This window comes from Pararhizobium sp. P1_E7, from assembly GCF_056405855.1.
Genome location: NZ_JBFUBH010000006.1, coordinates 130,193 through 151,966, shown reverse-complemented (window position 1 = coordinate 151,966; position 21,774 = coordinate 130,193). Strand labels below are relative to the sequence as shown.

18 protein-coding genes and 1 tRNA gene are annotated in these 21,774 nt (G+C 62.2%); 10 read left to right on the top strand and 9 right to left on the bottom strand.

The window, feature by feature from the left end; translation table 11 throughout:
- Nucleotides 1-42: 42 nt before the first annotated feature.
- Entirely contained in the window at nucleotides 43-3,111 is a 3,069-nt protein-coding gene (locus AC1D17_RS09370; protein WP_477565130.1) for an ATP-binding protein, read from the bottom strand.
- Between the two features lie 422 nt (nucleotides 3,112-3,533).
- On the opposite strand from AC1D17_RS09370, the gene AC1D17_RS09365 reads away from it, so the two are divergent.
- The gene (locus tag AC1D17_RS09365; RefSeq protein WP_477565129.1) at nucleotides 3,534-3,782 is read left to right on the top strand and encodes a type II toxin-antitoxin system Phd/YefM family antitoxin; all 249 of its coding nucleotides are present in this window, start codon (nucleotides 3,534-3,536) and stop codon (nucleotides 3,780-3,782) included.
- Nucleotides 3,779-4,222 (top strand): PIN domain-containing protein, encoded by a 444-nt coding sequence (locus tag AC1D17_RS09360; RefSeq protein WP_477565128.1) that lies wholly within the window; start codon nucleotides 3,779-3,781, stop codon nucleotides 4,220-4,222. The genes AC1D17_RS09365 and AC1D17_RS09360 overlap by 4 nt, the downstream gene beginning before the upstream one ends.
- Before the next feature lie 79 nt (nucleotides 4,223-4,301).
- Here AC1D17_RS09360 and AC1D17_RS09355 read toward each other — a convergent pair.
- Nucleotides 4,302-4,375, bottom strand: a tRNA-Gln gene (locus AC1D17_RS09355).
- A gap of 345 nt (nucleotides 4,376-4,720) precedes the next feature.
- Here AC1D17_RS09355 and AC1D17_RS09350 point away from each other — a divergent pair.
- The 4 genes from AC1D17_RS09350 to AC1D17_RS09335 all read left to right on the top strand — a co-directional run bounded on the left by AC1D17_RS09350 (nucleotide 4,721) and on the right by AC1D17_RS09335 (nucleotide 7,510).
- The gene (locus AC1D17_RS09350) at nucleotides 4,721-5,017 is read left to right on the top strand and encodes a cupin domain-containing protein (protein WP_477565127.1); all 297 of its coding nucleotides are present in this window, start codon (nucleotides 4,721-4,723) and stop codon (nucleotides 5,015-5,017) included.
- A gap of 11 nt (nucleotides 5,018-5,028) precedes the next feature.
- The gene (locus AC1D17_RS09345; protein WP_477565126.1) at nucleotides 5,029-5,967 is read left to right on the top strand and encodes an MBL fold metallo-hydrolase; all 939 of its coding nucleotides are present in this window, start codon (nucleotides 5,029-5,031) and stop codon (nucleotides 5,965-5,967) included.
- Entirely contained in the window at nucleotides 5,967-6,422 is a 456-nt protein-coding gene (locus AC1D17_RS09340; protein WP_477565125.1) for a thiol-disulfide oxidoreductase DCC family protein, read from the top strand. The genes AC1D17_RS09345 and AC1D17_RS09340 overlap by 1 nt, the downstream gene beginning before the upstream one ends.
- 176 nt (nucleotides 6,423-6,598) lie before the next feature.
- Entirely contained in the window at nucleotides 6,599-7,510 is a 912-nt protein-coding gene (locus tag AC1D17_RS09335; RefSeq protein ID WP_477565124.1) for a LysR substrate-binding domain-containing protein, read from the top strand.
- A 95-nt stretch (nucleotides 7,511-7,605) separates the two neighbouring features.
- Here AC1D17_RS09335 and AC1D17_RS09330 read toward each other — a convergent pair whose 3' ends face one another.
- Nucleotides 7,606-8,514 carry a DUF1499 domain-containing protein gene (locus AC1D17_RS09330; RefSeq protein WP_477565123.1) on the bottom strand — a complete coding sequence of 303 codons (909 nt, stop codon included), beginning with the start codon at nucleotides 8,512-8,514 and terminating at the stop codon, nucleotides 7,606-7,608.
- A gap of 305 nt (nucleotides 8,515-8,819) precedes the next feature.
- Between AC1D17_RS09330 and AC1D17_RS09325 the strand changes: the two genes are divergently transcribed.
- The 3 genes from AC1D17_RS09325 (at nucleotide 8,820) to AC1D17_RS09315 (ending at nucleotide 10,456) form a co-directional block, all read left to right on the top strand.
- Nucleotides 8,820-9,200 carry a hypothetical protein gene (locus AC1D17_RS09325; RefSeq protein ID WP_477565122.1) on the top strand — a complete coding sequence of 127 codons (381 nt, stop codon included), beginning with the start codon at nucleotides 8,820-8,822 and terminating at the stop codon, nucleotides 9,198-9,200.
- A 39-nt stretch (nucleotides 9,201-9,239) separates the two neighbouring features.
- Nucleotides 9,240-9,491: a hypothetical protein gene (locus AC1D17_RS09320; protein WP_477565121.1), complete on the top strand. Its 252-nt coding sequence runs from the start codon at nucleotides 9,240-9,242 to the stop codon at nucleotides 9,489-9,491.
- A gap of 122 nt (nucleotides 9,492-9,613) precedes the next feature.
- Nucleotides 9,614-10,456 (top strand): alpha/beta fold hydrolase, encoded by an 843-nt coding sequence (locus AC1D17_RS09315; protein ID WP_477565120.1) that lies wholly within the window; start codon nucleotides 9,614-9,616, stop codon nucleotides 10,454-10,456.
- Nucleotides 10,457-10,596: 140 nt separating this feature from the next.
- Here AC1D17_RS09315 and AC1D17_RS09310 read toward each other — a convergent pair whose 3' ends face one another.
- Nucleotides 10,597-11,073: a cupin domain-containing protein gene (locus AC1D17_RS09310; RefSeq protein WP_477565119.1), complete on the bottom strand. Its 477-nt coding sequence runs from the start codon at nucleotides 11,071-11,073 to the stop codon at nucleotides 10,597-10,599.
- Between the two features lie 65 nt (nucleotides 11,074-11,138).
- On the opposite strand from AC1D17_RS09310, the gene AC1D17_RS09305 reads away from it, so the two are divergent.
- Nucleotides 11,139-11,600, top strand: a complete 462-nt coding sequence (locus tag AC1D17_RS09305; protein WP_477565118.1) for a MarR family winged helix-turn-helix transcriptional regulator — start codon at nucleotides 11,139-11,141, stop codon at nucleotides 11,598-11,600.
- Between the two features lie 438 nt (nucleotides 11,601-12,038).
- On the opposite strand, the gene ppdK is transcribed toward AC1D17_RS09305, so the two are convergent.
- The 5 genes from ppdK to AC1D17_RS09280 form a co-directional block, all read right to left on the bottom strand.
- The gene (gene ppdK, locus AC1D17_RS09300; protein WP_477565117.1) at nucleotides 12,039-14,705 is read right to left on the bottom strand and encodes a pyruvate, phosphate dikinase; all 2,667 of its coding nucleotides are present in this window, start codon (nucleotides 14,703-14,705) and stop codon (nucleotides 12,039-12,041) included.
- Between the two features lie 112 nt (nucleotides 14,706-14,817).
- Complete coding sequence (locus AC1D17_RS09295; RefSeq protein ID WP_477565116.1) at nucleotides 14,818-16,461, bottom strand: diguanylate cyclase domain-containing protein; 1,644 nt, start codon at nucleotides 16,459-16,461, stop codon at nucleotides 14,818-14,820.
- Between the two features lie 114 nt (nucleotides 16,462-16,575).
- Complete coding sequence (locus AC1D17_RS09290; protein ID WP_477565115.1) at nucleotides 16,576-20,040, bottom strand: chromosome segregation SMC family protein; 3,465 nt, start codon at nucleotides 20,038-20,040, stop codon at nucleotides 16,576-16,578.
- 84 nt (nucleotides 20,041-20,124) lie between these two features.
- Nucleotides 20,125-21,009, bottom strand: coding sequence for a DsbA family protein (locus AC1D17_RS09285; protein WP_477565114.1), 885 nt, complete (start codon nucleotides 21,007-21,009; stop codon nucleotides 20,125-20,127).
- Nucleotides 21,010-21,132: 123 nt separating this feature from the next.
- Complete coding sequence (locus AC1D17_RS09280) at nucleotides 21,133-21,582, bottom strand: DUF721 domain-containing protein (protein WP_477565260.1); 450 nt, start codon at nucleotides 21,580-21,582, stop codon at nucleotides 21,133-21,135.
- Nucleotides 21,583-21,774: the final 192 nt, after the last annotated feature.

Sequence of the window (21,774 nt, the reverse complement as noted above, 5' to 3'; positions counted from 1 at the left end):
GCGTCAAGGCTTGACGGGTCGTCCGTTTTCCGGCCCGCTGGTTTAACGCTGAACGGCAACGCCAAGCTCCTGAATTGAATGTCTCGCCCGCCTTAGAAGCGTCTTTGCTCCCTGGCTCTCGGCAATTTCCACCGCTGAGCGCAGATCGGCGACAATGGGATCCTTGGACGTGTTGACCCGCGCGTGAAGAACGGCGCGGCGGCGGTAAAGCTCGGCGAGCCAATAGGCATGGCCGGTTTCCTTGGCCTTTTCGATCGCGTCGTTCGTGACCTCGACTGCCGACTCATATTTGCCCTCAAGTCCGAGCAGCGTCGCGTGCATGTAGAGATAAATCGGGAGATCTGCGACAGCACCGAGGATTTTCAGGAGCGACAGCCCCTCGCGAAACATCGCATGCCCGCTCGTGAGGCTTTCGCCATGTGCACGAGCCCATCCGGCGAAGAGCAGCGACAGGCCGGACAGCGACTGCATCTCATGCAACTTCGCGAAGTCTGCCATTCTGTTGGAAATTTCGGTGAGACGCCCATAGTCGTCCCGGTAAAACGCGGACACCGCTTCCGTATCAAGCGAATGCGCCTTGCTCGGCGCATGTGAAATCCTGTCAACGAAAGCCACCATCCTCGAAAGAGCCGTGTCCGATGCTTTCGTTTGCCCTGTCAGCCATAGAGAAAGGGCCAGTTGCCCCAGACCGCAGACCTTGGCGTCATGGCCGCCAAACAACGTTCGACTGGTTTTCGCCGCCTGCTCGTCATAAAGCGCAAGCCCTGCCTTGATCGCATCTTGGGTTTCTCGATGGTTGCCGAGATTGAAATCGATCGCCCAGATGCAATGGTTGACTTGGAGCTCGATCTCCGGATCTTCCGCCCCGGCCAGCATTGCCCGCACCTGCAGAGCGCGATCGTGCATGACGCGGAAATCCGATCCCGTGAACCACCACCCCCAATAGATCGGAAACCATCTGGGCTGATCCTCCATCGGCTGCCGGCGGGCGATGGCCACGCCATCTTCATAGAGCTTGCGGGCCGGCGGCGAGTTCAGACCGACGAGACCGGTCAGAATGGGGCCGAGCGAAGTCAGCACGGATAATTGCAATGGCTCGATCGCATGCCCCTCGCCCAATTGGTCGCAAATCGCCAAGGCGTGCTCCAGATAGTTGCGCGCCTCTACCATCGCCGATCGGCTCGAGCTTTCCTGTCCTGCCGCGGTATACAGTTCGATTGCGCTTTCGATGAACCCCGCCCGTTCGGCATGTTCGGCCAGCGTTCCGGTGTCGATCCAGGCGGCCATTTGGCGGTGTTGGCTGACGGCACCGAACAGCCGCCGATGCAATGCCTGCCGCTGCCTGCGCAAGAGCGCGTTGTAGATCGTTTCCTGAATCAAAACGTGCCGGAAACCGTAGGCGATATGCCCCCGCGCCCTGATCCGCACCAGGAACCCCGAATCGCACAGGGTATCGGCGGCCTTGGCCAAAGACTTCTTGCCAAGCCCCGGCAGCAGCGCGCGAAGCAGCGATAGCGTGAACCGGGTGCCCGCAACGGCTCCGGCTCGTGCCACGTCTCTGGCCGTGCCCAGGTGGTTGAGGCGTGCATCCAGTATTTCCTCGAATGCCGACATATGGCTGGGTTTAGCGTTTTCCGACAGGCTCATAGTGTCCGCGGCAACGTTCTCCGAGACCCATTGGCAGATTTGCTCGATGAAGAGCGGAACGCCGCCGGATATCCTCTCAATGACGTCGTAGAGCTCAGGAAGCATGGCCCGCCGGTGCTCCGGCCATCGTGCCTCGATAGCCTGCCGGGTTTCGCCACGATCAAGCGGGAGCAGCGTCAGCCGCGTGGGGTTGGCCGCATCCAGCCAGTCCGCCGCAAACCCCAGACGTGAGGTCACAACGAGGAGAACCGGAAGCTGGCGGGCAATCCGGGCCGCCTCCGCCAGCAAATCCCGGGAGGTTGGATCAATCCAGTGGATGTCTTCGACGACCAGGACGATCGGCCCGTTCGCGCACAACGCCGTGAGTGCGCGAAAGACGGCGCGAAGGGCCTTTTCCCGGATCGCTTTGGGGTTGTTGTCGGCGAGCCTTTGATTTCGTCCCAGCGCACCCAGCAAATACGCGAATGTTTCAATCGTTTCTGCGTCGTGAATGCCACTTCGCTCAAAGGGGGTCGCCACAGCGGAAGCCGACAGGCCGAGTTGACCGTCCTGTCCCGACGCTGCGCCCATAATGCTGTTCAACAGGGGATGCAGCGTCGAGCGATGCCCCCCGGGCAGACACTGGAAGAAGAACAGCCCTGATCGCCGGTCGCGAGTCATCCTGCGGACTTCCCGCAGAAGGCGCGACTTTCCGATGCCTGCATCTCCCTCGATCAGCAGTATTTCGCCACCCTTCGCGGGGATCCTTTCCCAACAGGCGGCGATCGTGCTCAACTCGCTTTCACGGCCAATGAAGGGGCCGCCAAGGCTACCGAACGCGTAGAACCTGTCGACCTCGATCTTGTGCCCGAGCGCACGCCACACCTTTTCCGGCACGGTGAAGCCCTTGAGCGTCTTGGCGCCTTCGAACACGAAAGCATGCGACCTGCCAGCCAGGTCGCGCGTGTCTTCCGAAACAAAAACGCTGTCTGGTGCAGCGATCTCTTCCAGACGGGTGGCTATGGCCAGTGCAGCCCCCGCAACGGGTTCCCCCTTCTCCTCCTGCATCGCCTGGATGAGCGCGACGGATGTCGCAATCCCGACGCGAACGTGCAAGTCGTCGCGCCCGGCTTCCCGGCCAACGCGCGCGCAGCCATCGACAATCCCGAGACCCGCGCGAATGGCGAGCGACGCCGCATCCTTCGCGCCCAGCTCCATCGGAAAGAGCGCAACGCCGCCGTCACCGGCCTCAAGCAGCATGACGCCGGAATGAGAGATTATCGCCTGTTTTGCCGCATTCTGAAATGCAACGATCAGTTCCTGATAGTCTTCTATGTCGAGCAGATGGAGAAGTCTCGTCGACCCGGCCAGATCATAACAGAGGGCCGTGACGATCCGCCGCTCGCCTCCGTGTTCGGAGGGGCTTCCCTTGCGGTGCGATGGTTTCGTCAGTTGTCGTGGTTTGTTGCCCCGACTTTCGAGCATCCGCCCCTCCTGCCGCCCGCCTCTATGCCGGATCCAGAATTCCCCTAAAATATAGCCCGCTAATATATAGCATAGGCGAGCGACGTTTGCCGCATCAGACTCAGCATGCAAGCTTCAGCACCGCACCGACCTCGTCGCTGCAGTGGGCGCCGGCGCGGCGGATGCAGTTGCCGGCGGCGTTGGTGCATGGATCCGCTCCTGTTGGAACGATTTCTCATTCTTGAACGGCTTCAAAAGTTTTCAATCGACCCCTGGGAAGCGGCCTGATGACCTTGATTAAATGACATGGATGGAATGAAACGCTGCTCCGCTTCATTCCATCCATGCACAATGTCTTTCCCACCGCATGACGTACAGCTTGACTTGAATCGGCCGCGACACATGCTATATGTAGGTACATACCTACATCGGAGCGCTGTGACATGTCCACTTTTACAAGCCGTGAACTCAATCACGACGTCAGCAGCGCCAAGAAAGCAGCGCAAAATGGACCGGTCATCATCACGGACCGGGGCAAACCTTCGCACGTGCTGATGACGTATGACGAATTCAAGCGCCTTTCCGGCAAGCGCCGCAGCCTGATCGAGACCCTTTCCATGCCCGGGCTTTCCGAAATCGATTTCTCTCCCGAGCGTGTCGAGATTGTTACCCGCGCGGTGGATCTGTCTTGACCTATCTGCTGGATACCAACGTCGTCTCCGAACTGCGTAAGATCGGTGACGGCAAGGCCGACGCCAATGTCGTCGCGTGGATCGGACGCGAAGATGCGGTATCCTTCTTTATCTCGGCCATCACTATTCTGGAGCTGGAACGTGGCGTCCTGGGTGTACAGCGTCGCGATGCCCTTCAAGGCGCCCGGTTGCGCACCTGGCTTGACACCCATGTCCGCCCTGAATTCACCGGCCGGATCCTACCGGTCGACGACGCCGTCGCGACACGATACGCGCATCTGCACATTCTCGATCGGCGCAATGAAGTCGATGCGTTGATTGCTGCGACCGCCCTCACTCACGGGCTGACGGTGGTCACCCGTAACGTCAAGGACTTTGAGGGCACCGGCGTCGTTGTCATAAATCCATGGCTGGGATGGTTCATGCGAGCGGTTATGTGACCAAGCTTGCAAAGCTCTTCGACGCTCAGCCAAGGCAAAAGCGCTGGAAAACCTGGATTTCGATTTGAAAATGAAAGAGTGGCTGGGGCGCCTGGATTCGAACCAGGGGTGCCGGTACCAAAAACCAGTGCCTTACCGCTTGGCTACGCCCCAACGCTTGGCGCGAACACAGTGTCCGGCCAAATCGTGAGCCGGTTTAGCAAAGCCGCGCGCCTGCGACAACGCTTAAGTTTGGGTTTTGCGCGGATTTTTCAAGGGGGTGATGGTGAGAGGCTGCCGGGTGAGCGCCGCGATTCGATAGTGGCCCTCATCCGACCTGTCGGCCACCTTCTCCCCGCCTGCGGGGAGAGGGCTAGGGTGAGGGGCAGCGGCATGATGAGAATGGGTAATGTTCACAAGAGCTGGATCCGCGTTGAAAAGACTGAGGCCGCTACCGGAAACCCGTTTCTGTCACAGGCTTTCTAGGCTAGGGTCGGGCTTCCAAAGCCGGAGACCCAAATGAGCCTTTTTCGTGCCCGCCCGCCCGCCAAGCCGACTGTTCTTCTCGATGACGACGTGGTGCGGATCACCCGCTGGGATTTCGAGCCGGGGGCCGATACCGGGCATCATGTGCATGGCATGGGCTATGTCGTCATCCCGATGACCGATTGCCGGTTTCTGCTCGAGGAGCCCGGCGGCGAGCGGCGGGTGGATATCGCCAAGGGCCAGGCCTACCGGCGCGAGGCCGGCGTCGAGCACAATGTCGTCAATGCCGGCCAGGACTTCATGTCGTTCATCGAAGTCGAGTACAAGTGAAGAGACGGCGCATGGACGGTCCGGATTTCGACCTTGACTTCAAGCCCGCCCATGGCGAAGCGGTGACGGTGGCGGATGGCGTTCAGCRCATCACCGTCAACAATCCCGGCCCCTTCACCTTCCATGGTACCAACAGCTATATCGCTGGCGGAAAATCGGTCGCGGTGATCGATCCGGGGCCGGAGGACGAGGCGCATTTCAAGGCGCTGATGGCGGCGCTGAAAGGCCGCGAGGTCACCCATATCGCCGTTAGCCACACGCACCGCGACCACTCGCCGCTGGCCCGGCGGCTGCAGGCGGAGACCGGCGCGCTGATCGTTGCGGAGGGACCGCACCGGGCGGCACGGCTGCTGCATGCGGGCGAAATCAATCCGTTCGCCGAAAGCTCGGACATGGATTTCGTTCCGGACATCGCCCTTGCCGATGGCGACACGATTGCGGGCGACGGCTGGTCGCTGACAGCGCTTTTGACACCCGGCCACACCGCCAACCATGCGGCTTTCGCGCTGGGGGGCAAAGGCCCGGATGACACCGGCATCGTTTTTTCCGCCGATCATGTCATGGCCTGGGCGACCTCGATCGTTGCACCGCCGGATGGATCGATGACCGATTACATGGCGTCGCTGGAAAAGCTGCTTGGCCGCGACGACCGGCTCTACCTGCCCGGCCATGGCGGCCCGGTGAAGGAGCCTGCTGCGTTTTTGCGCGGTCTTCGCGCCCACCGGCGGATGCGCGAGCGCGCCGTTCTGGAGCGGGTACGCGCCGGTGACCGGTTTATCCCCGAGATGGTCAAGGTGATCTACGCAACCACCGATCCGCGGCTGCATGGCGCTGCGGCGCTGTCGGTTTTTGCGCATCTGGAGGACTTGCTCGAGCGCGGCCAGATCGAGACCGACGGCCCGCCATCGCTGACCGGCGCCTACCGCCTGGTGTCCGGCGGGGCAAGCTGATGCAGCACCGGCCGGCCTACAGCTATCGCGGCGATCCGGCAGTTCCGGCCTTTGCCGACGATCATCCGGTCATCGTCTTCGATGGCGAATGCATCTTCTGCTCCGGCTGGGTGAATTTCGTTTTGCGCCATGACCGGCAAGGCCGCTACCGCTTCCTTACCGCGCAATCGCCGCTCGGCGCAGCGCTCTACCGCCACTATGGCCTCGACAGCCGCAACTACGAGACCAATATCCTGATTGAGGACGGCCTCGCCTATCTGAAATCCGAAGGCTCCTTGCGCATGGCGGCCGGGCTTGGCTTTCCGTGGACACTTGCGCGCGTGTTGCGGGTGATCCCAAGGGCTCTGCGCGATCCGCTTTACGAAATTGTGGCAAGCAACCGCTACCGGATCGCCGGCCGGCGCAACACATGCTTCGTGCCGACGCCGCAACATCGCGCCCGGTTCCTTGCCTGAGCGCCAGGTACAACATCGTGTTGCAGGGTCAAAAGCAGGATGACGTCCATCCAAAGTCTCAGGATCGCGTTCATCACCATCGTCCTTTCAAATCCAACCATGCCTGAGTGTGATCCCGCTTGCCGGCGGGCGACAAACGAGCTTATTGTCGCCTTCGAATGACTTGAGGTTATGCGATGAAGCGCGGACGACTACCTCTGACCGCCCTGCGCAGTTTCGAGGCGGCGGGAAGGCTGGAAAGCTTTACGCTGGCTGCGGAAGAACTGTTCGTCTCGCAAGCCGCCATCAGCCGGCAGGTGCGCGAGTTGGAAGCGCTTTTGGGAACGGCGCTGTTTACGCGGCATCACCGGAAGGTGCGCCTCAGCGCCGAAGGAACGAGGCTGCTCGAAACACTGGCCGTGGCCTTTGACGGCATCGATGCGCGTCTGGAGGAGATCCGTGAGACAAAGGCCGGGGCGCTTTTGACTGTCAATGCCGAGCCGGCATTTGCCAGTTGCTGGCTGGTACCGCATCTCGCCGATTTTCGCGAACTCCATCCGCAGATCGACGTCTCGGCCGAATCCGAGGCCCGGCTGATCGAATTTCGCGGCAATACGGCAGAACTCGCCATCCGCCATAGCGCGCAGGCAACCGCATGGCCGCGTGCCCAGGCCCGCAAGCTCTGCGACGTCGTGATGATACCGGTCGTATCGCCTGCGCTCCTGACCGGCCCGCCCCGACTGACGCCGCAGGATATTTTGTCCTACACGCTGCTGCACGAGGAAAACCGGGATGTCTGGACCCGCTGGTTCGCAGCCGCCGGACTGACACCGGGCGCCGAGGCGATGCGCGGACCAATCTTTGCCGATTGCGCCCTGGCCTTGCAGGCAGCGGTGCGCGGTCATGGGATCGCGCTTGCCGATGCGGTTCTGGCAGGGGATGACCTTGATGCCGGGCGCGTCGTCCAGCCGTTCGATCTGTCGGTTCCCCATGGCGCCTACTTCCTGGTGGCGCGCGACTTCGATCAATTGTCACCGCAAGCCGCGGCCTTCGCCGCCTGGATCACCGCCTGTTTTTCCGGAACATCGGGCTACTCCACAATTCCTTAAATCGGAATCGATTTAAGGAATTGTGCAGCAGTTCCAAAGCGTTGCGGCGCCCTTTGCGCGTCACATGTGACGCGCGGCACTGTAACGGCGCAGGATCAATCCCCGGCGATCCCCAGCAATTCGGCATCGAGCGCATGCAGGAACTGGTCGGCGAAAGCGGCGCCCAGGCCGAGATCATGGCCGCCGTAACGCGAGGCGACGCGCATGTCGACGAAGGTGGTTTCGGCTTCCTCGCGCAACCTGATCAGCACATCGAAGCGCAGGCCGACAATCAGCGTGCGCCATTCGCCCTGGAGAAGGATATCGGTGGAACGCCGGCCCGGCGGCATGTCGTCGGTGACGATCTCGGGGCGTGACAAGGGGATCGGCACGTCATCGGGATCGCTATCGGCAGGCGCAGCGTCCGCAGGCTTGACGGCCATGTCCTCAAGGTCGGGCTCGGCATTCTTGACGCCTTCCTGAGCAACCATGCGGATGCCGGTGTTTTCCGCAACGATCTTCACGCCCTGAAACACGCGGTCGAGCGCGCCGTCGTAACGGCGGCCGGTCAACCCCGGATAGGCGGCGATCTGCGCTTCCCGGTCCGCCGGTGTCACTTCCGCTGATCGTTTGAGCCAACCCTGCTGCGCATCCGGTGGCTTGATCCAGGGCGGCGGCGTTACCGTGTCGGTGCTGACATCGTAGATCGCCGGCTTGGAGAAATATTCGCTGAGTGCAAAGCCCGCGGCAGCGATCGGCACGGTCGCGTAGACAAGGGCCACGAAGGAGGCAATACCGCCGACGGCTGCGACCTGCCAGAACCGCACGAATCCGGCAACCGCCAGCACCACCGCAAGAACCGCCAGACCTGCCGAAAGGACAGCCAGCGCCACGAAATGCGGCGTCAGCAGCGGGCCGAACCGGTGCGCCAGCAAGGCCCCGATAAAGAGACCGAAGGCAAGGCGGGCGATCCGGCGCGCCCAGCGGGCGGCAGCAGATGTGGGGCGCTCGTACTTGATCATCATCTGGCAGAATCAATCCCTTGGCCCGGACACGGCAACCACATCTCCTGTTTAAAGCATGATGACGAAAGCTGTGAAGTGGTTTTCGCCGGGATTACGCTTGGGCGTGGATACGGACAGGCAGGACGGGCAGGCATCTGGCTTCCCTGAGATGCCGCAAATTCGCCATTCTCCTTGATCATGTCTTAATGACGGGGATCAGCCGTGTTTCCCGGTTTATGCGGCATTGGACCGGGTTTGCACCACATCGGAATTTCCAGGTCCGTAGAAAAGACGTGTCTTTCCGGCGGCTTGAAAGGAGAGTGAGCATGCTATCATCCGAAATGAACACGCCAGCAGCGGCCACGCCGGGTGCGCCGGGCGCCAGCCTGACCATGGAACTGCTCGAGCTCGAATTGTCGCTCGACGGCTTCACGACCGGCCCGGACGGCTTTGCCGCCCATGTGAGAGCCGCCGCCTCTGCCATCGATGGCGCCTTCCTGTTTGAACTGCCGGCATCCGGTCTGGTCGCCAATTGCGACAGGATCGCAGTGCTGCGCATTCCCAAGGACGGCAGCGCCACGATGGCAACGATCTTTGCCTGCCTTGAAACCGGCGGCAACACGATCCGCATCGAGATGCCCGGCGAAGCGACCGCCGACCTGAAGAATTTCGCCGAAGCCTTTGTGGATGTGTTGCAGCGCATCTGATAGACAGATTGAAATCTGCAATCGTTTCAAGGTCTCAGCATGCCTGTCCGGAAGATCCTGTCGTTTGTCGCTTTAGGCGTGATCCTTGGCGGTTGCACCACGATGACGCCGCAAGAACGCCGTGCCGCTGACGAAAAAACCTGCCTGTCCTACGGTTTTCGCCGCAACACCGATGCCCTCGCCACCTGCCTGCAGCGCATCGATCTCGACCGCCGTGCCGAGTCGCGCTCGCTGCGATATGGCAACGACCCGATGCTCTGGGGCTGGAACCGGCCCGTCATCGTCCGGTGATGGCATAATTCCTTTTCTTTCTCGCAAGAAATTTCCGATTCGGCGCGAAATAGCGCCGGCTTTTGCTTTGGCAACGGCGATTGCCACCTATGATGGGCGCGACAATCATTGGGAGAACTCTCATGAAAGCCGTGCTGAAGATATTCTGCGTCCTCTTGCTGTTTTCCGCAGCACCGGCACTTGCCGCCGAACGGTGGCTGGGGCTGCCTGACCCGGCGCCGCTGCCCAAGGCAGACAAAACCGGCACGGCACCCGTCAATGGCATCGGCATGTACTACGCTGTCTATGGCTCCGGCCCGCCGGTTCTGTTGATCCACGGCGGCCTTGGCTATGCCGATGTCTGGGGGGCGCAGGTGGCCGATCTTTCCAGGGATCACACGGTCATCGTTGCCGAAAGCCGTGGCCATGGGCGCTCGACCCGCAATGCCGAGCCCTATAGCTACGATCTGATGTCGTCGGACTATCTGGCGCTGCTCGATTACCTGAAGATCGACAGGACGGCGATCGTCGGCTGGAGCGACGGCGGCATTATCGGCCTCGACATCGCCATCCATCACCCGGAGCGGCTGACCAGACTGTTTGCCCAGGCCGCCAATTCCAAGATCGATGGGCTCATCCCGTCCGTGATGGAAAACAAGACCTTCGCCGCCTACATCGAAAAGGCCGGCGAGGTTTACAAGAAGATTTCGCCGACACCGGCCGAATACGACGCTTTCGTTACCCAGATCAGCGGCATGTGGGCAAGCCAGCCCAACTGGAGCGACGACGACCTGAAGAAGATCACCACGCCCACCGCCATCGTTCTCGGCGACCACGACGAGGCGATCAGCCGCGAGCATACGGATTACCTGGCAAAGACCATCCCGGGCGCCGAACTGATCATCCTCAAGGACGCCAGCCATTTTGCCATGCTGCAGGACCCGGACGGCTACAACAAGGCGGTGCGGGATTTCATTGATAGGTGACGGTCAAGCATGGTCCAGTCGCGGCAAGCAACCCTTCCGCGGTGCTTTTAGCAAGCCTTCGGCAAACCGCATGTCTGAGGACCAAAGCTCGGCGGACACTCACGCACACCCGGCTCACCGAATAGTCACCCCACCTGCCCCTACTTCGGGGGCATCGCTGGCGTAAGACCGTGACGGTGCATGATTTCCGCCATCCTGGCCCGGTCCGGCGGACCATCGCCTGCCGCGTTGAGCACGGCAAAAGCCTCGCGGAAATACTCCGGGCCGATCGCTGCCGGCGTGACGACACAGAGCGCCTTCACGTCCTGGCTGCCGTTGTTATCAAACCTATGAACAGCGCCGCGCGGAATGCAGAGTGTTTGCCCCGGCCCGACGTCGATCTGCTTTTCGTCGACCGTCCAGGTCAGCACCCCGTCGAGGCCATAGATCGTCTCCTCGTAGTGGTCGTGGCTGTGCGCTGGCGCCGGCAGTCGCAATCCGGCCGGGACCATAAGCTCGAAGGCCGCAATGCTGCCGTTCGAGTTGTCCGCAGTCACGAGGAAGCGAACCGCGAACCCTTTGGTACCAATGGTTTCGTCAGAAGGATTGACGCGAAGATCGATGGTTCCATGTGGCATTATGGAAGTTCCTTCGGTAAACTACATTTACTACTCGACAGTAAACTCAATTTACCGGGCCGTCAATGACCACCATCCGCGAAGGCTTACCCATGAAAACCGAGGACTTGCTGATCGGCGCCCTGCTACGCGTGCCGGCCCAGGCGATCCAGCGCCGCCTGATAAAGGGACTGAACGACGCCGGTTTTAACGAGTTGCGCCTGCCGCATATGGCGGTTCTGCAGTTTCCAGGGCCGGATGGGGCTCGTCCGGGCACCATCGCCGAGCGCGCCGGCATGAGCAAACAGGCCATCAACCAGCTGCTGCGCAGCCTCGAGGGTTTCGGTTACATTGTCCGCTCCGACGCTCCGGGTGAAGGCAGCGCGCGCATCGTCCGGTTTACCGAACGCGGACACGCCGCATTCCGGACGATGGTCGACATATTGCGCGACATCGAAGACGACTGGCGCGCCGAGCTCGGGGCGGAGCGTTTCACCCAACTCAAGGCGCTGCTGTTTATTGTCTGGGACAGTCCATTGGTGCGCTAGCCAAAGCCATTTGCAAACTCCTCACTCTTTCACAGCAGCCTATGATCTCCTCGGAGACCAGCCGTGAAACGCTGTCTGCTAGCCCCCATAGAGCGGAAAGTCCGCTTGTCCGCCGTTTCCAACGGCCAAGCAGCCCTGAAGTATGACGCTTCTTGCGCCAATTTTCAGAGCCCTCGCCTTATACCAAGTCTCGGTGATAGCGACCTATGGCCCATGGCTGATCTCTGGCTAGGCGCGGTGCGCAGCGCGATGCTGCCGCATCGGGCAAGCGCCGCAACGACGCCAGAGACCAGCCATGGGCCACCTTCGGCAGGCTTCTCGGCTTTTCTGGCGTCGTCGGGATCCCTGACCGATGCATGTGCATCGCTCCGCGGACCTCTCCTAGCCAGAAAATCCGATCGAGCCTGTCCTATAGGTCTCTATCACCGAGACTTGGTATTACCCCTTGCCGTTGATCGCCGCCTGCGCCGCGGCAAGACGCGCGATCGGAACACGGAAGGGCGAGCAGGACACGTAGTCGAGGCCGGTTTCCTCGCAAAAGCGGATGGAGCCCGGATCGCCCCCGTGTTCGCCGCAAATGCCGAGCTTCAACCCGTTCTTGGTGCGGCGGCCGCGCTCGGCGGCGATCTGGATCAGTTCGCCGACACCGTCGAAATCGAGCGACACGAACGGGTCGTTTTCGACGATGCCCTTCTGGATATAGGTATTGAGGAACTGGGCGGCGTCGTCGCGGGAGATGCCGAAGGTGGTCTGCGTCAGGTCGTTTGTGCCGAAGGAGAAGAAATCGGCGCTTTCGGCAATGACATGGGCGCGAAGAGCGGCGCGGGGCAGCTCGATCATCGTGCCGACGAGATATTCGATCTCGATGCCTGCCTCGTCAATGACCTCCTTCGCGACCGCATCGATGCAGGCCTTCACATAGTCGAGCTCGGATTTCAGGCCGACCAGCGGCACCATGATTTCCGGGACCACCGCTGCACCGGTTTCACGCGCGGCTGCGACCGCCGCCTCGAAGATGGCGCGGGCCTGCATCTCGGCGATCTCCGGATGGGAAATCGCCAGCCGGCAGCCGCGATGCCCGAGCATCGGATTGAACTCGTGCAGCTCATCGACGCGCTGGCGCAGTTCCGCCGGGTTCATGCCGAGCACGGCCGAAACATCGGCGATCTCTTCGTCGCTCTTCGGCAGGAACTCGTGCAATGGCGGATCGAGCAGGCGAATCGTCACCGGCAGGCCGTGCATGATCGAGAACAGCTCGGTAAAGTCGGAGCGCTGCATCGGCAAAAGCTTGGCGAGCGACACCCGCCGCCCGGCCTCGTCGGCGGCAAGGATCATTTCGCGCATGACGTTGATGCGCTCGCCCTCGAAGAACATATGCTCGGTTCGGCAAAGGCCGATGCCCTCGGCACCGAAGGAGCGGGCAGCCCGCGCATCGGCCGGGGTTTCGGCGTTGGTGCGCACCGTCATGCGGCGGCTGGCATCGGCCCATTCCATGATCTTGCCGAAATCGCCGGACAGTTCCGGCTGCAGCATCGGGATTTCCCCCTTCAGAACCTGGCCGGACGAGCCGTCGATGGTAATGACCTCACCTTTGCTCAGCGTTATGCCGGCGGCGATCAGAAGTTCATTGCGGGCATCGACGCGCAGGTTGCCGGCGCCGGATACGCAAGGGATGCCCATGCCGCGGGCGACAACGGCCGCGTGGCTGGTCATACCGCCGCGACAGGTGAGAATGCCTTCGGCTGCGTGCATGCCATGAATGTCTTCGGGACTGGTTTCAACGCGAACCAGAATGACCTTGCGGCCTTCCTTTTCGGCCAGCACCGCCTCATCGGAGGTGAAAACAATCTCGCCGGTCGCAGCCCCCGGCGAGGCCGGCAGGCCGGAGCCGATAATGTCGCGGYGGGCGCGCGGGTCGATGGTCGGGTGCAGYAACTGGTCGAGCGAAGCCGGGTCGATGCGGGTGACGGCCTGATCCCTGGTAATCATGCGCGTCTCGGCCATATCGACTGCGATCCGCAGCGCCGCCTTGGCGGTGCGCTTGCCGGACCGGGTCTGCAGCATCCAGAGTTTTCCACGCTCGATGGTGAATTCGAGGTCCAGCATGTCACGGTAATGGCCTTCCAGCCGGTTGCAGATTGCCTGGAATTCCTCGAAGGCCTCCGGCATCAGCTTTTCCAGCGACGGCTTGTCGGACCCGGAGGCGATGCGGGCGGCCTCGGTGATGTTTTGCGGCGTGCGGATGCCGGCAACCACATCCTCGCCCTGCGCATTGACGAGGAATTCGCCGTAAAGCTCATTCTCGCCGGTGGAGGGATTGCGGGTGAAGGCGACGCCGGTGGCCGACGTATTGCCGAGATTGCCGAAAACCATCGCCTGCACGTTGACGGCGGTGCCCCAGGCGGCGGGAATATTGTGCAGGTGGCGATAGGTGATGGCGCGCGGGTTCATCCAGCTGGCAAAGACGGCGCCGATCGCTCCCCAGAGCTGCACCTCCGGGTCCTGCGGAAAGGCTTCGCCGAGTTCCTCCTCGATCACCTGCTTGTAGCGCGAGATAATGTGCTGCCATTCGACGGCAGACAGCTCGGTATCCTGCTCATGCCCCAGGCGGCCTTTTTCGTCTTCGAGGATTTCCTCGAAGACCTCGTGATCAAGCCCCATGACCACGTCGGCATACATCTGGATGAAGCGGCGATAGCTGTCCCAGGCAAACCGGGCGTCGCCGGCATCATGCCCGAGCGCCTGCACGGTTGTATCGTTGAGGCCGAGATTGAGCACGGTATCCATCATACCCGGCATCGAGGCGCGGGCGCCGGAGCGGACGGAGAGAAGCAAGGGGCGCTCTGTATCGCCGAAGACACGGCCGGTAATCGCCTGCATCTTGTCGATGCCGGCCGAGACCTGAGCCTTCAGGTCCTCCGGAATATTGCGGCCATCGGCATAGTAGCGGCCGCAGGCCTCGGTGATGATCGTCAGGCCGGGCGGGACCGGCAGACCGAGATTGCACATCTCCGCCAGGTTCGCCCCCTTGCCGCCCAGCAGATCGCGATCGCTTGCATTTCCCTCGGCTTCACCCCCGCCGAACACATAAACCCACTTTGTCATGCTAATTCTCCACCCATTCGGCTCCCACCTGAGGCTACAGTATCCTTTTCAGGTTTAAAATGCATCGGTTGCGGAATTTTGCTGCATTGCAGCAAAATGATGAAAAAATCTGTCACAAAACGGGAAACGACGCTGCGGCTGCGGTTCGGCTGCGGCGCCAGGTGCTCTTGCCGGAAGCCTTTGCCTGGTAGAGAGCGCTGTCGGCGGCGCTCATCAGTTCGTCCGGATCAAAGCCGTTCTCGGGCGCGACAGCGATGCCGATGCTGACGCTGATGCCGATCTGACGATTTGCGATACCGAAGGGTTTTCCAAGCGCCAGAATACAGCGCTCGGCGATGTCGGCCACCTGGGCAGTGGACGCATGCTGGAGAATGGCAAATTCGTCGCCGCCGAGCCTGGCGACCAGTTCGCCATTGAACAGCACGGATTTCAGCCGTTCGGCAACCTGCTTCAACAGCATGTCACCGGCGGCATGGCCAAGGGTATCGTTGACCGGCTTGAATCCGTCGAGGTCAAGGTAATGCACGGCGAGTTCCTGCCCATCACGCGCGGCCCCTGCTAGCGCCGTTTCCAGCTTCTGGCGAAACTGCATGCGGTTCGGCAGGCCCGTCAACGGATCGTGATGGGCAAGGTGGGTGGCATGCGCCTCGGCGCGGATACGATCGCTGACGTCGGCAATCGTCAAAAGCAGCCGCCGCGACGGGCCCTCGTGGATGATCCGCACATAGATCAGGACATAGTGTTCCGCGCCATCTGCCGTTTTCTGGTGCCAGACAGTGCGCGCCTCGCTGTCCCCCTCAAGTGCACGCAGCATTGTACCAAGCCGTTCGCCTTCGCTGCCGGCATGAAAATCGGTGACCCGCTTTTGCCGCATCGCACCGACTGTAAAGCCATAGAGCGTTACTGCCGCGTTGTTGACCGCGAGGATATCGAGGGTCACGGCATCGCAGACCATCATCGGCATCGGATTGGCATCGAACAAAAGCCGGAACGATTCCTCGCGGCGCTTGAGATCGGTGATGTCGATGCGCATGCCGATGGCACCGCCGTCCGGCGTGCGGCGATCGTCATGGCGCAACCAGCGCCCATCCCGCAGCATCTGCTCTTCCTGCGACACTGCAAGCCTGTGCCGCTTCATCCGCTCCTCGATCCAGTGGTCCGGATCCGCGACCGTTTCGGGCATATCGCCACTGGCAAGGCTGATCTCCAGGATCTCGCGGAACGGAATGCCGGGGCGCAGGTGACCGGCGATTTCCGGATAAAGTGCCGCATATTTCTCATTCCAGAGGATGTAGCGGTCCTCTGCATCGAAGATGCAGGCCGCCTGCGGCAGCATGTCGATGAAGAAACCGAGACGCCGGTGGGCAGCTGTCGCCTCCAGCAATGCCTGCTCGTTCTGCTGCTCAAGCTCAAGCCGCATCGATTCCAGCGATCGTTCATCGATGAGATCGCGGATAACGACACCGGTCAGAGCCGCGCCAAACCGCACGATCGACAGCTCGACGGGAATGACACTGCCATCGCCGCGCAAAAGCAAGGTTTCCCGGCGGAAGGACTTGGCGGAGGTGTTCGAGACGGTGTGCCATTCCGGCAGGAGGCGAGACACCGGCGTTTTTGCCAGAGCGGAACCCGTGGCGGACATCGCGGCGACCGCCTCATTGGCAAAGACGATGATGCCGCCCGCATTCACACACAGGGCCGCCACGGGAACGGCCCCCAAGAGCATCAACGCTTCTGCGCCCGTGAAATCCGTCAAGTTTCATACCCTCCGGCGATCCGGCATCGCCTTTAAACAAGGGTCGCCGGCGAAAAGTGTGCGCCCAGATATGAAAGATTCCCTTACCGGAAACCCTTATACCAAGTCTCGGTGTTAGACGGCTTCTCTTAACTGCTCGGCGGTCTGCAGATCGACCGAGACGAGCTGGGACACACCCTGCTCTGCCATGGTGACGCCGAACAGGCGGTTCATGCGGGCCATGGTAATCGGATTGTGGGTGATGATGACGAAGCGCGTCTCGGTCGAGGCGGCCATCTCGTCCATCAGGTTGCAATAACGCTCGACATTGTGGTCATCGAGCGGCGCATCGACTTCGTCGAGCACGCAGATCGGCGCCGGATTGGTGAGGAACACGGCAAAGATCAGCGCCATCGCCGTCAGTGCCTGCTCGCCGCCCGACAGCAGCGTCATCGTCTGCGGCTTCTTGCCCGGCGGGCGGGCGAGGATTTCCAGGCCCGCATCGAGCGGATCGTCGCTCTCGATCAGCTGCAGCTCGGCCGTGCCGCCGCCGAACAGGTGCGTGAACAGCCGCTGGAACTGGACGTTGACGATGTCGAATGCGGCCAGCAGCCGCTCGCGGCCTTCGCGGTTGAGGTTCTGGATCGCCGAGCGCAGCTTGCGGATCGCGTCGATGACGTCCTCGCGTTCCTTCAGCATGGCGTCGAGCTTGTCGGACAGTTCCTTCTGCTCTTCCTCCGCGCGCAGGTTGACGGCGCCAAGCCGTTCGCGCTCGATCTTCAGGCGGTCGAGTTCGCGCTCGATCTGGCGGATATCCGGCAGCTCCGCATCGACGGCAAGGCCGGTCAGCCGCATGACCTCGTGCGGCGCGCAATTCAGCGCCTCGCGGATCCGGGCTTCGACTTCGATGCGTTTTTCCCGCGCAGAAACAAGCCGTTCCTCGGCGCGCCCGCGCTTTTCACGCGTCTCGGCCAGTTCAGAAAGTGCCGTGACCGCGATCCGGTCGGCATCGCGCTGGCGTGTTTCGGCGACCGCCAGCACGTCCGCCGCCTGGCGGCGCGCCTCTTCGGCCTTCGACAGCTCGTTCATCAGCGCCCGGCGCTTCTCGTCGAACTCGTCGGGGGCTTCGAGCAGCTCCTCGACCTCTTCGCGCGCCTCGCTTTCGCGCTCGCGCAGGGTTTCGATATGCTCCTTGGCGCTTGCTGCCCTTGTATTCCACGTCTGCCGTTCGGCCGCGATCGCCCGGATACGGCGTTCGCGCGCTTCGTTTTCACGCGCAAGGCCATCGTTGATGGCGCGGGCCTCGGCCACCAGTGCCCGGTCTGTCGCAACCGTGGTCATCTGGCTGTTAAGCTTCTGCTCCAGGCCGGCAACGTCGGGGGCATCCTCCAGCGCCTCGCGGGCGCCTTCCATCTGTTCGCCGATTTCCTCGACCTGCAGCGCAAGCTGGCTTGAGGTTTCGGCAAGGACTGCCCGGCGCCGCACGAGATCGCCGGACGCACGCTCGGCTGAAGCCAGCGCATCGCGGGCAACGGCCAGCTTGCGCACCACCATGCGCTGGGTCTCGCGCGATTGGTGCAGACGCTCGTCCTCGGCACGGATGCGCGCGGCGGCCGCGGCAAGCTCGGCTTCGCGTTCTGCCAGCTGATCGCGGGCATCGGTAAGTTCGCCTTCGAGTTCGGCAAGCCGGTTCTTCTGCGCCAGCCTGAGGGCCGCGGCGCTCGGCGCATCGGCGCCTGTGACATGTCCGTCCCAGCGCCAGACGGCACCGTTTCGCGTCACCAGCCGCTGACCAGCTTTCAGCAACGGCAGCAGGCGCTCAGCCGTGGTGTCATCATCGACAATGCCGATCTGGCGAAGGCCCCGGTCAAGCGCTTCCGGCGCGCGCACGTGCTGGGTCAGAGGAACCGCCTCACCCGGCAATTGCGGGTCGCCGGACGCATCGCCGGGCGCGCGCCAATGCGCGGGCGCCCCGGGGTCCAGCGGTGACTCCAGATCTTCCCCGAGGGCTGCGCCGAGCGCCGTCTCGAAACCGCGATCGACCTTCATCTCATCGACCACCGGCGGGGCAGCGCCCTGCACCGCCGACGCATCCAGCATGCGCCGGATGGTGCGGGCCTCGGTTTCGATACCATTTGCCCGCGCGCGGGCGGCATCGACCGGAGGACGGGCTGCGACCTCTGCCCGACGGGCGGCGTTCAACGCCTCTTCGATATCCGCAACGGCATTTTCCGCCTGTTCAAGCGCAGTTTCAGCGGCTTCGACCTCTTCCTGCTTTTCTGCCGGATCCGGCAGCGTCGCAATCTGCCGGTCGAGTTCGTCAAGGTCGCGGTTCTGATCCGACAGCTGGCGGGCAAGGCGCGCCTGCCGCTCGGCGAGATCGCGGATGGTCTTTTCAAGCTGGTTGCGCGATGCCTGCGCCTCGGCCTTCTCGGCCGTCAACAGGCCGAGCTGGCGTTCGCTTTGCGCCAGCCGTTCGCTCGTCTCCGCCAGCCGCTCGCGCGCCTCCTCGGCCCGCTCGCCCGCTTCGGCAAGCATTTCGGCAAGCTCGCTCTCTTCTTCGTCGAGACGGGCAAGAATACCGGCATTGTCGGCGACCATGCGCTCTTCGCGAACGATATCCTCTCCAAGCTGCGCCAGGCGCCGCTGCAGTTCGTCGCGGCGGCGCAGAATGCGGCCGGCGTCCTCCTCCAGCTGCGACTTGGCGATCTGCAGGCGCTGCAGGGCCGCGGCCGCCCTGGCCTCGGCTTCGCGCAGTTCCGGCAGTTTCAGGCTGGCGACGGCCTGTGCTTTCGCCGCTTCCATCTGGCTTTGCGCCTTTTCGGCCACGAGCGACGTCGCCTGGTTCAGATGGCTGTCGGCTTCGCCCTCGGCCTCCTTGGCCTGCACCCAGCGGATATGCAGAAGCATCGCCTCGTGGCGGCGAATGTCGGCCGACAGCATCTTGAAGCGATTGGCCTGGCGCGACTGGCGCTTCAGGCTTTCGATCTGGCTTTCGAGCTGCGAGGTCACGTCCTCCAGCCGCTCGAGATTGGTCTCGGCACCCTTCAGCCGCAGCTCCGCCTCGTGGCGGCGCGAATGCAGCCCGGAAATACCGGCCGCCTCTTCGAGCAGCTGGCGTCTCGCCTGCGGCTTGGCGGCGATCAGCTCGCCGATCCTCCCCTGGCCGACCATCGACGGCGAGCGCGCGCCGGTCGAGGCATCGGCAAACAACAGCTGCACATCCTTGGCGCGGGCTTCCTTGCCGTTGATGCGGTAGACCGAGCCGTTTTCGCGCTCGATCCGGCGCGTCACCTGGATTTCGTCGCTGTCGTTGAAGGCGGCAGGTGCCGTGCGATCGGTATTGTCGAGATAAAGGCCGACCTCGGCGGTATTGCGGGCGGGCCGGTTGCCGGAACCGGAAAAGATCACGTCGTCCATGCCGGACGCGCGCATGTTCTTGTAGGAATTCTCCCCCATCACCCAGCGCAGCGCTTCGACCAGATTGGACTTGCCGCAACCGTTCGGCCCGACAACGCCGGTCAGGCCCCGCTCGATGACGAATTCGGACGGTTCGACGAAGGACTTGAAGCCGAGCAGGCGGAGTTTGGTGAATTTCATATTTTTGCTCTCCCCTTGAGGGGGAGGCAAAGAAAAACGGGCGCACTCAGGCGCCCGCCGGCCGTTTTGTCAAAACGCGAGGGATCAGAGCATTGCGTCGATAAGGGCCGACATGGTGTCAACCGACATTTCTCCAGAATACTTCTTGCCATTGAAGAAGAAGGTCGGGGTGGCCTTGACGCCGAAATCCTTGTCGCCCTTCTGCATCGTAGCCTGCACATCATCCAGAAGTTTCTGGTTCGTCAAGCAGGCCTCGAAGCTCTCCTGTGTAAAACCGGCGAGTTTCGACATCTGCAGCAGCGCATCGCGGCCATTGGGGGCCGCAGCCCAGGTTTCCTGCTGCTTGAACAGCATCGAAACCATCGGGAAATACTGACCTTCCGGGGCGCAGCGCGCCAGCATGAAGGCGGCAGCCGCACGCGGATCGAACGGGAATTCGCGCACCACGAAACGGACCTGGCCGCTATCGACATACTTGGTCTTGATGGCATCGAAGGTTTCATTGTGGAAACGGGCGCAATGCGGGCAGGTCATCGACATGTACTCGACGATCGTCACCTTGGCGTCGGCCTTGCCGAGCGACATTTCCGGCAGCGGACCCGGCGCCATCAGCTTGGCAACATCGACTTCGCCTTCCGACTGGGGAAGCTCAACCTTGGCAACAGGCGCTGCGGCCTGCGCCACCTGCGTCTGGCCGGCCTCAGCCGTTGCCGGCGTCGCTGCAGAAGACATGGTGGAGGATGTCGTCGTTCCATCCACCGGCTTCACCGCTGTGGTGGACGACATCATCGAACCGCCGTCGGCAGGCTTGACTTCGGTCTTGGCCGCCGTGCCGGTGGTTTCCGTCGCAGGCGTCTTTGCGGCCGCATCCTTCTTCTCGTCGCTGCATGCGGCGAGCGTCACAGCGATGGCAGCCACGGCGACACCGCTTAAGAGGCGCTTGATGGGGCTCAGTTCAGAAAGAGACATGGTTTCACCTGTGTAAGGGGATAAACGAAATAGGTCGAAAATTCGATAACTTGCCTTGTCCGGGGCGACAAGGGGCTGTCGCTCACCAACGTTCAAACAATTGTGACCGGTTGATGGTATCAGTCACTTTTTTCGCGGCGCCAGCACCGCAGTGCCAAGCCGGGTCAGCGCAGCCTTGAGGGCATCGTTCTCGATGCCGTCGACCAGCGTCTCCAGATGCCGGGCCCGCTCACCAGTCAGGGGTTTCGGCTTGCGATAGGGTTTTGGCGGAGCCGAAACCGGTTTCTGCACGATGCGCATCTGGCTGATCGCCGGAAAACCGAAAAAGCCGTTGATCCGCTGGATCAGCTCGCCCTGCGCGTGGGTGAGGAACAGGGCGCGGGCGCCTTCGCAGGCAATCGTCAGCACACCCGGCTGATAGCCCCCCTCGCCGGTCATTTCCGAGGCGCGGCGCGGCCAGGCGATCTTCTCCGGCCGGGTGCAATCGGCGAAATCCTCGCCGGCGATCTCATCCCAGGAGCCAAGCAACAGCGTGTTGATCCCGGCCCGCTTGGCAAGCACCGGATCGATCATGCCATTGGCGATCTCGCTGATCTGACGGCCGCCCTTGCGGATATAAGGTTGTTTCAACAGATGTCTTTCAATTTCCGATTCCGCCTTGAAGGATGGCGAACACTCCGCCAAGTATTTATACCAAGGATCGACGATAGAAACCAATAGGATCGGCTCGATCTTCGTTTCCGGCCAGGAGAGGTTCGCAGCCGC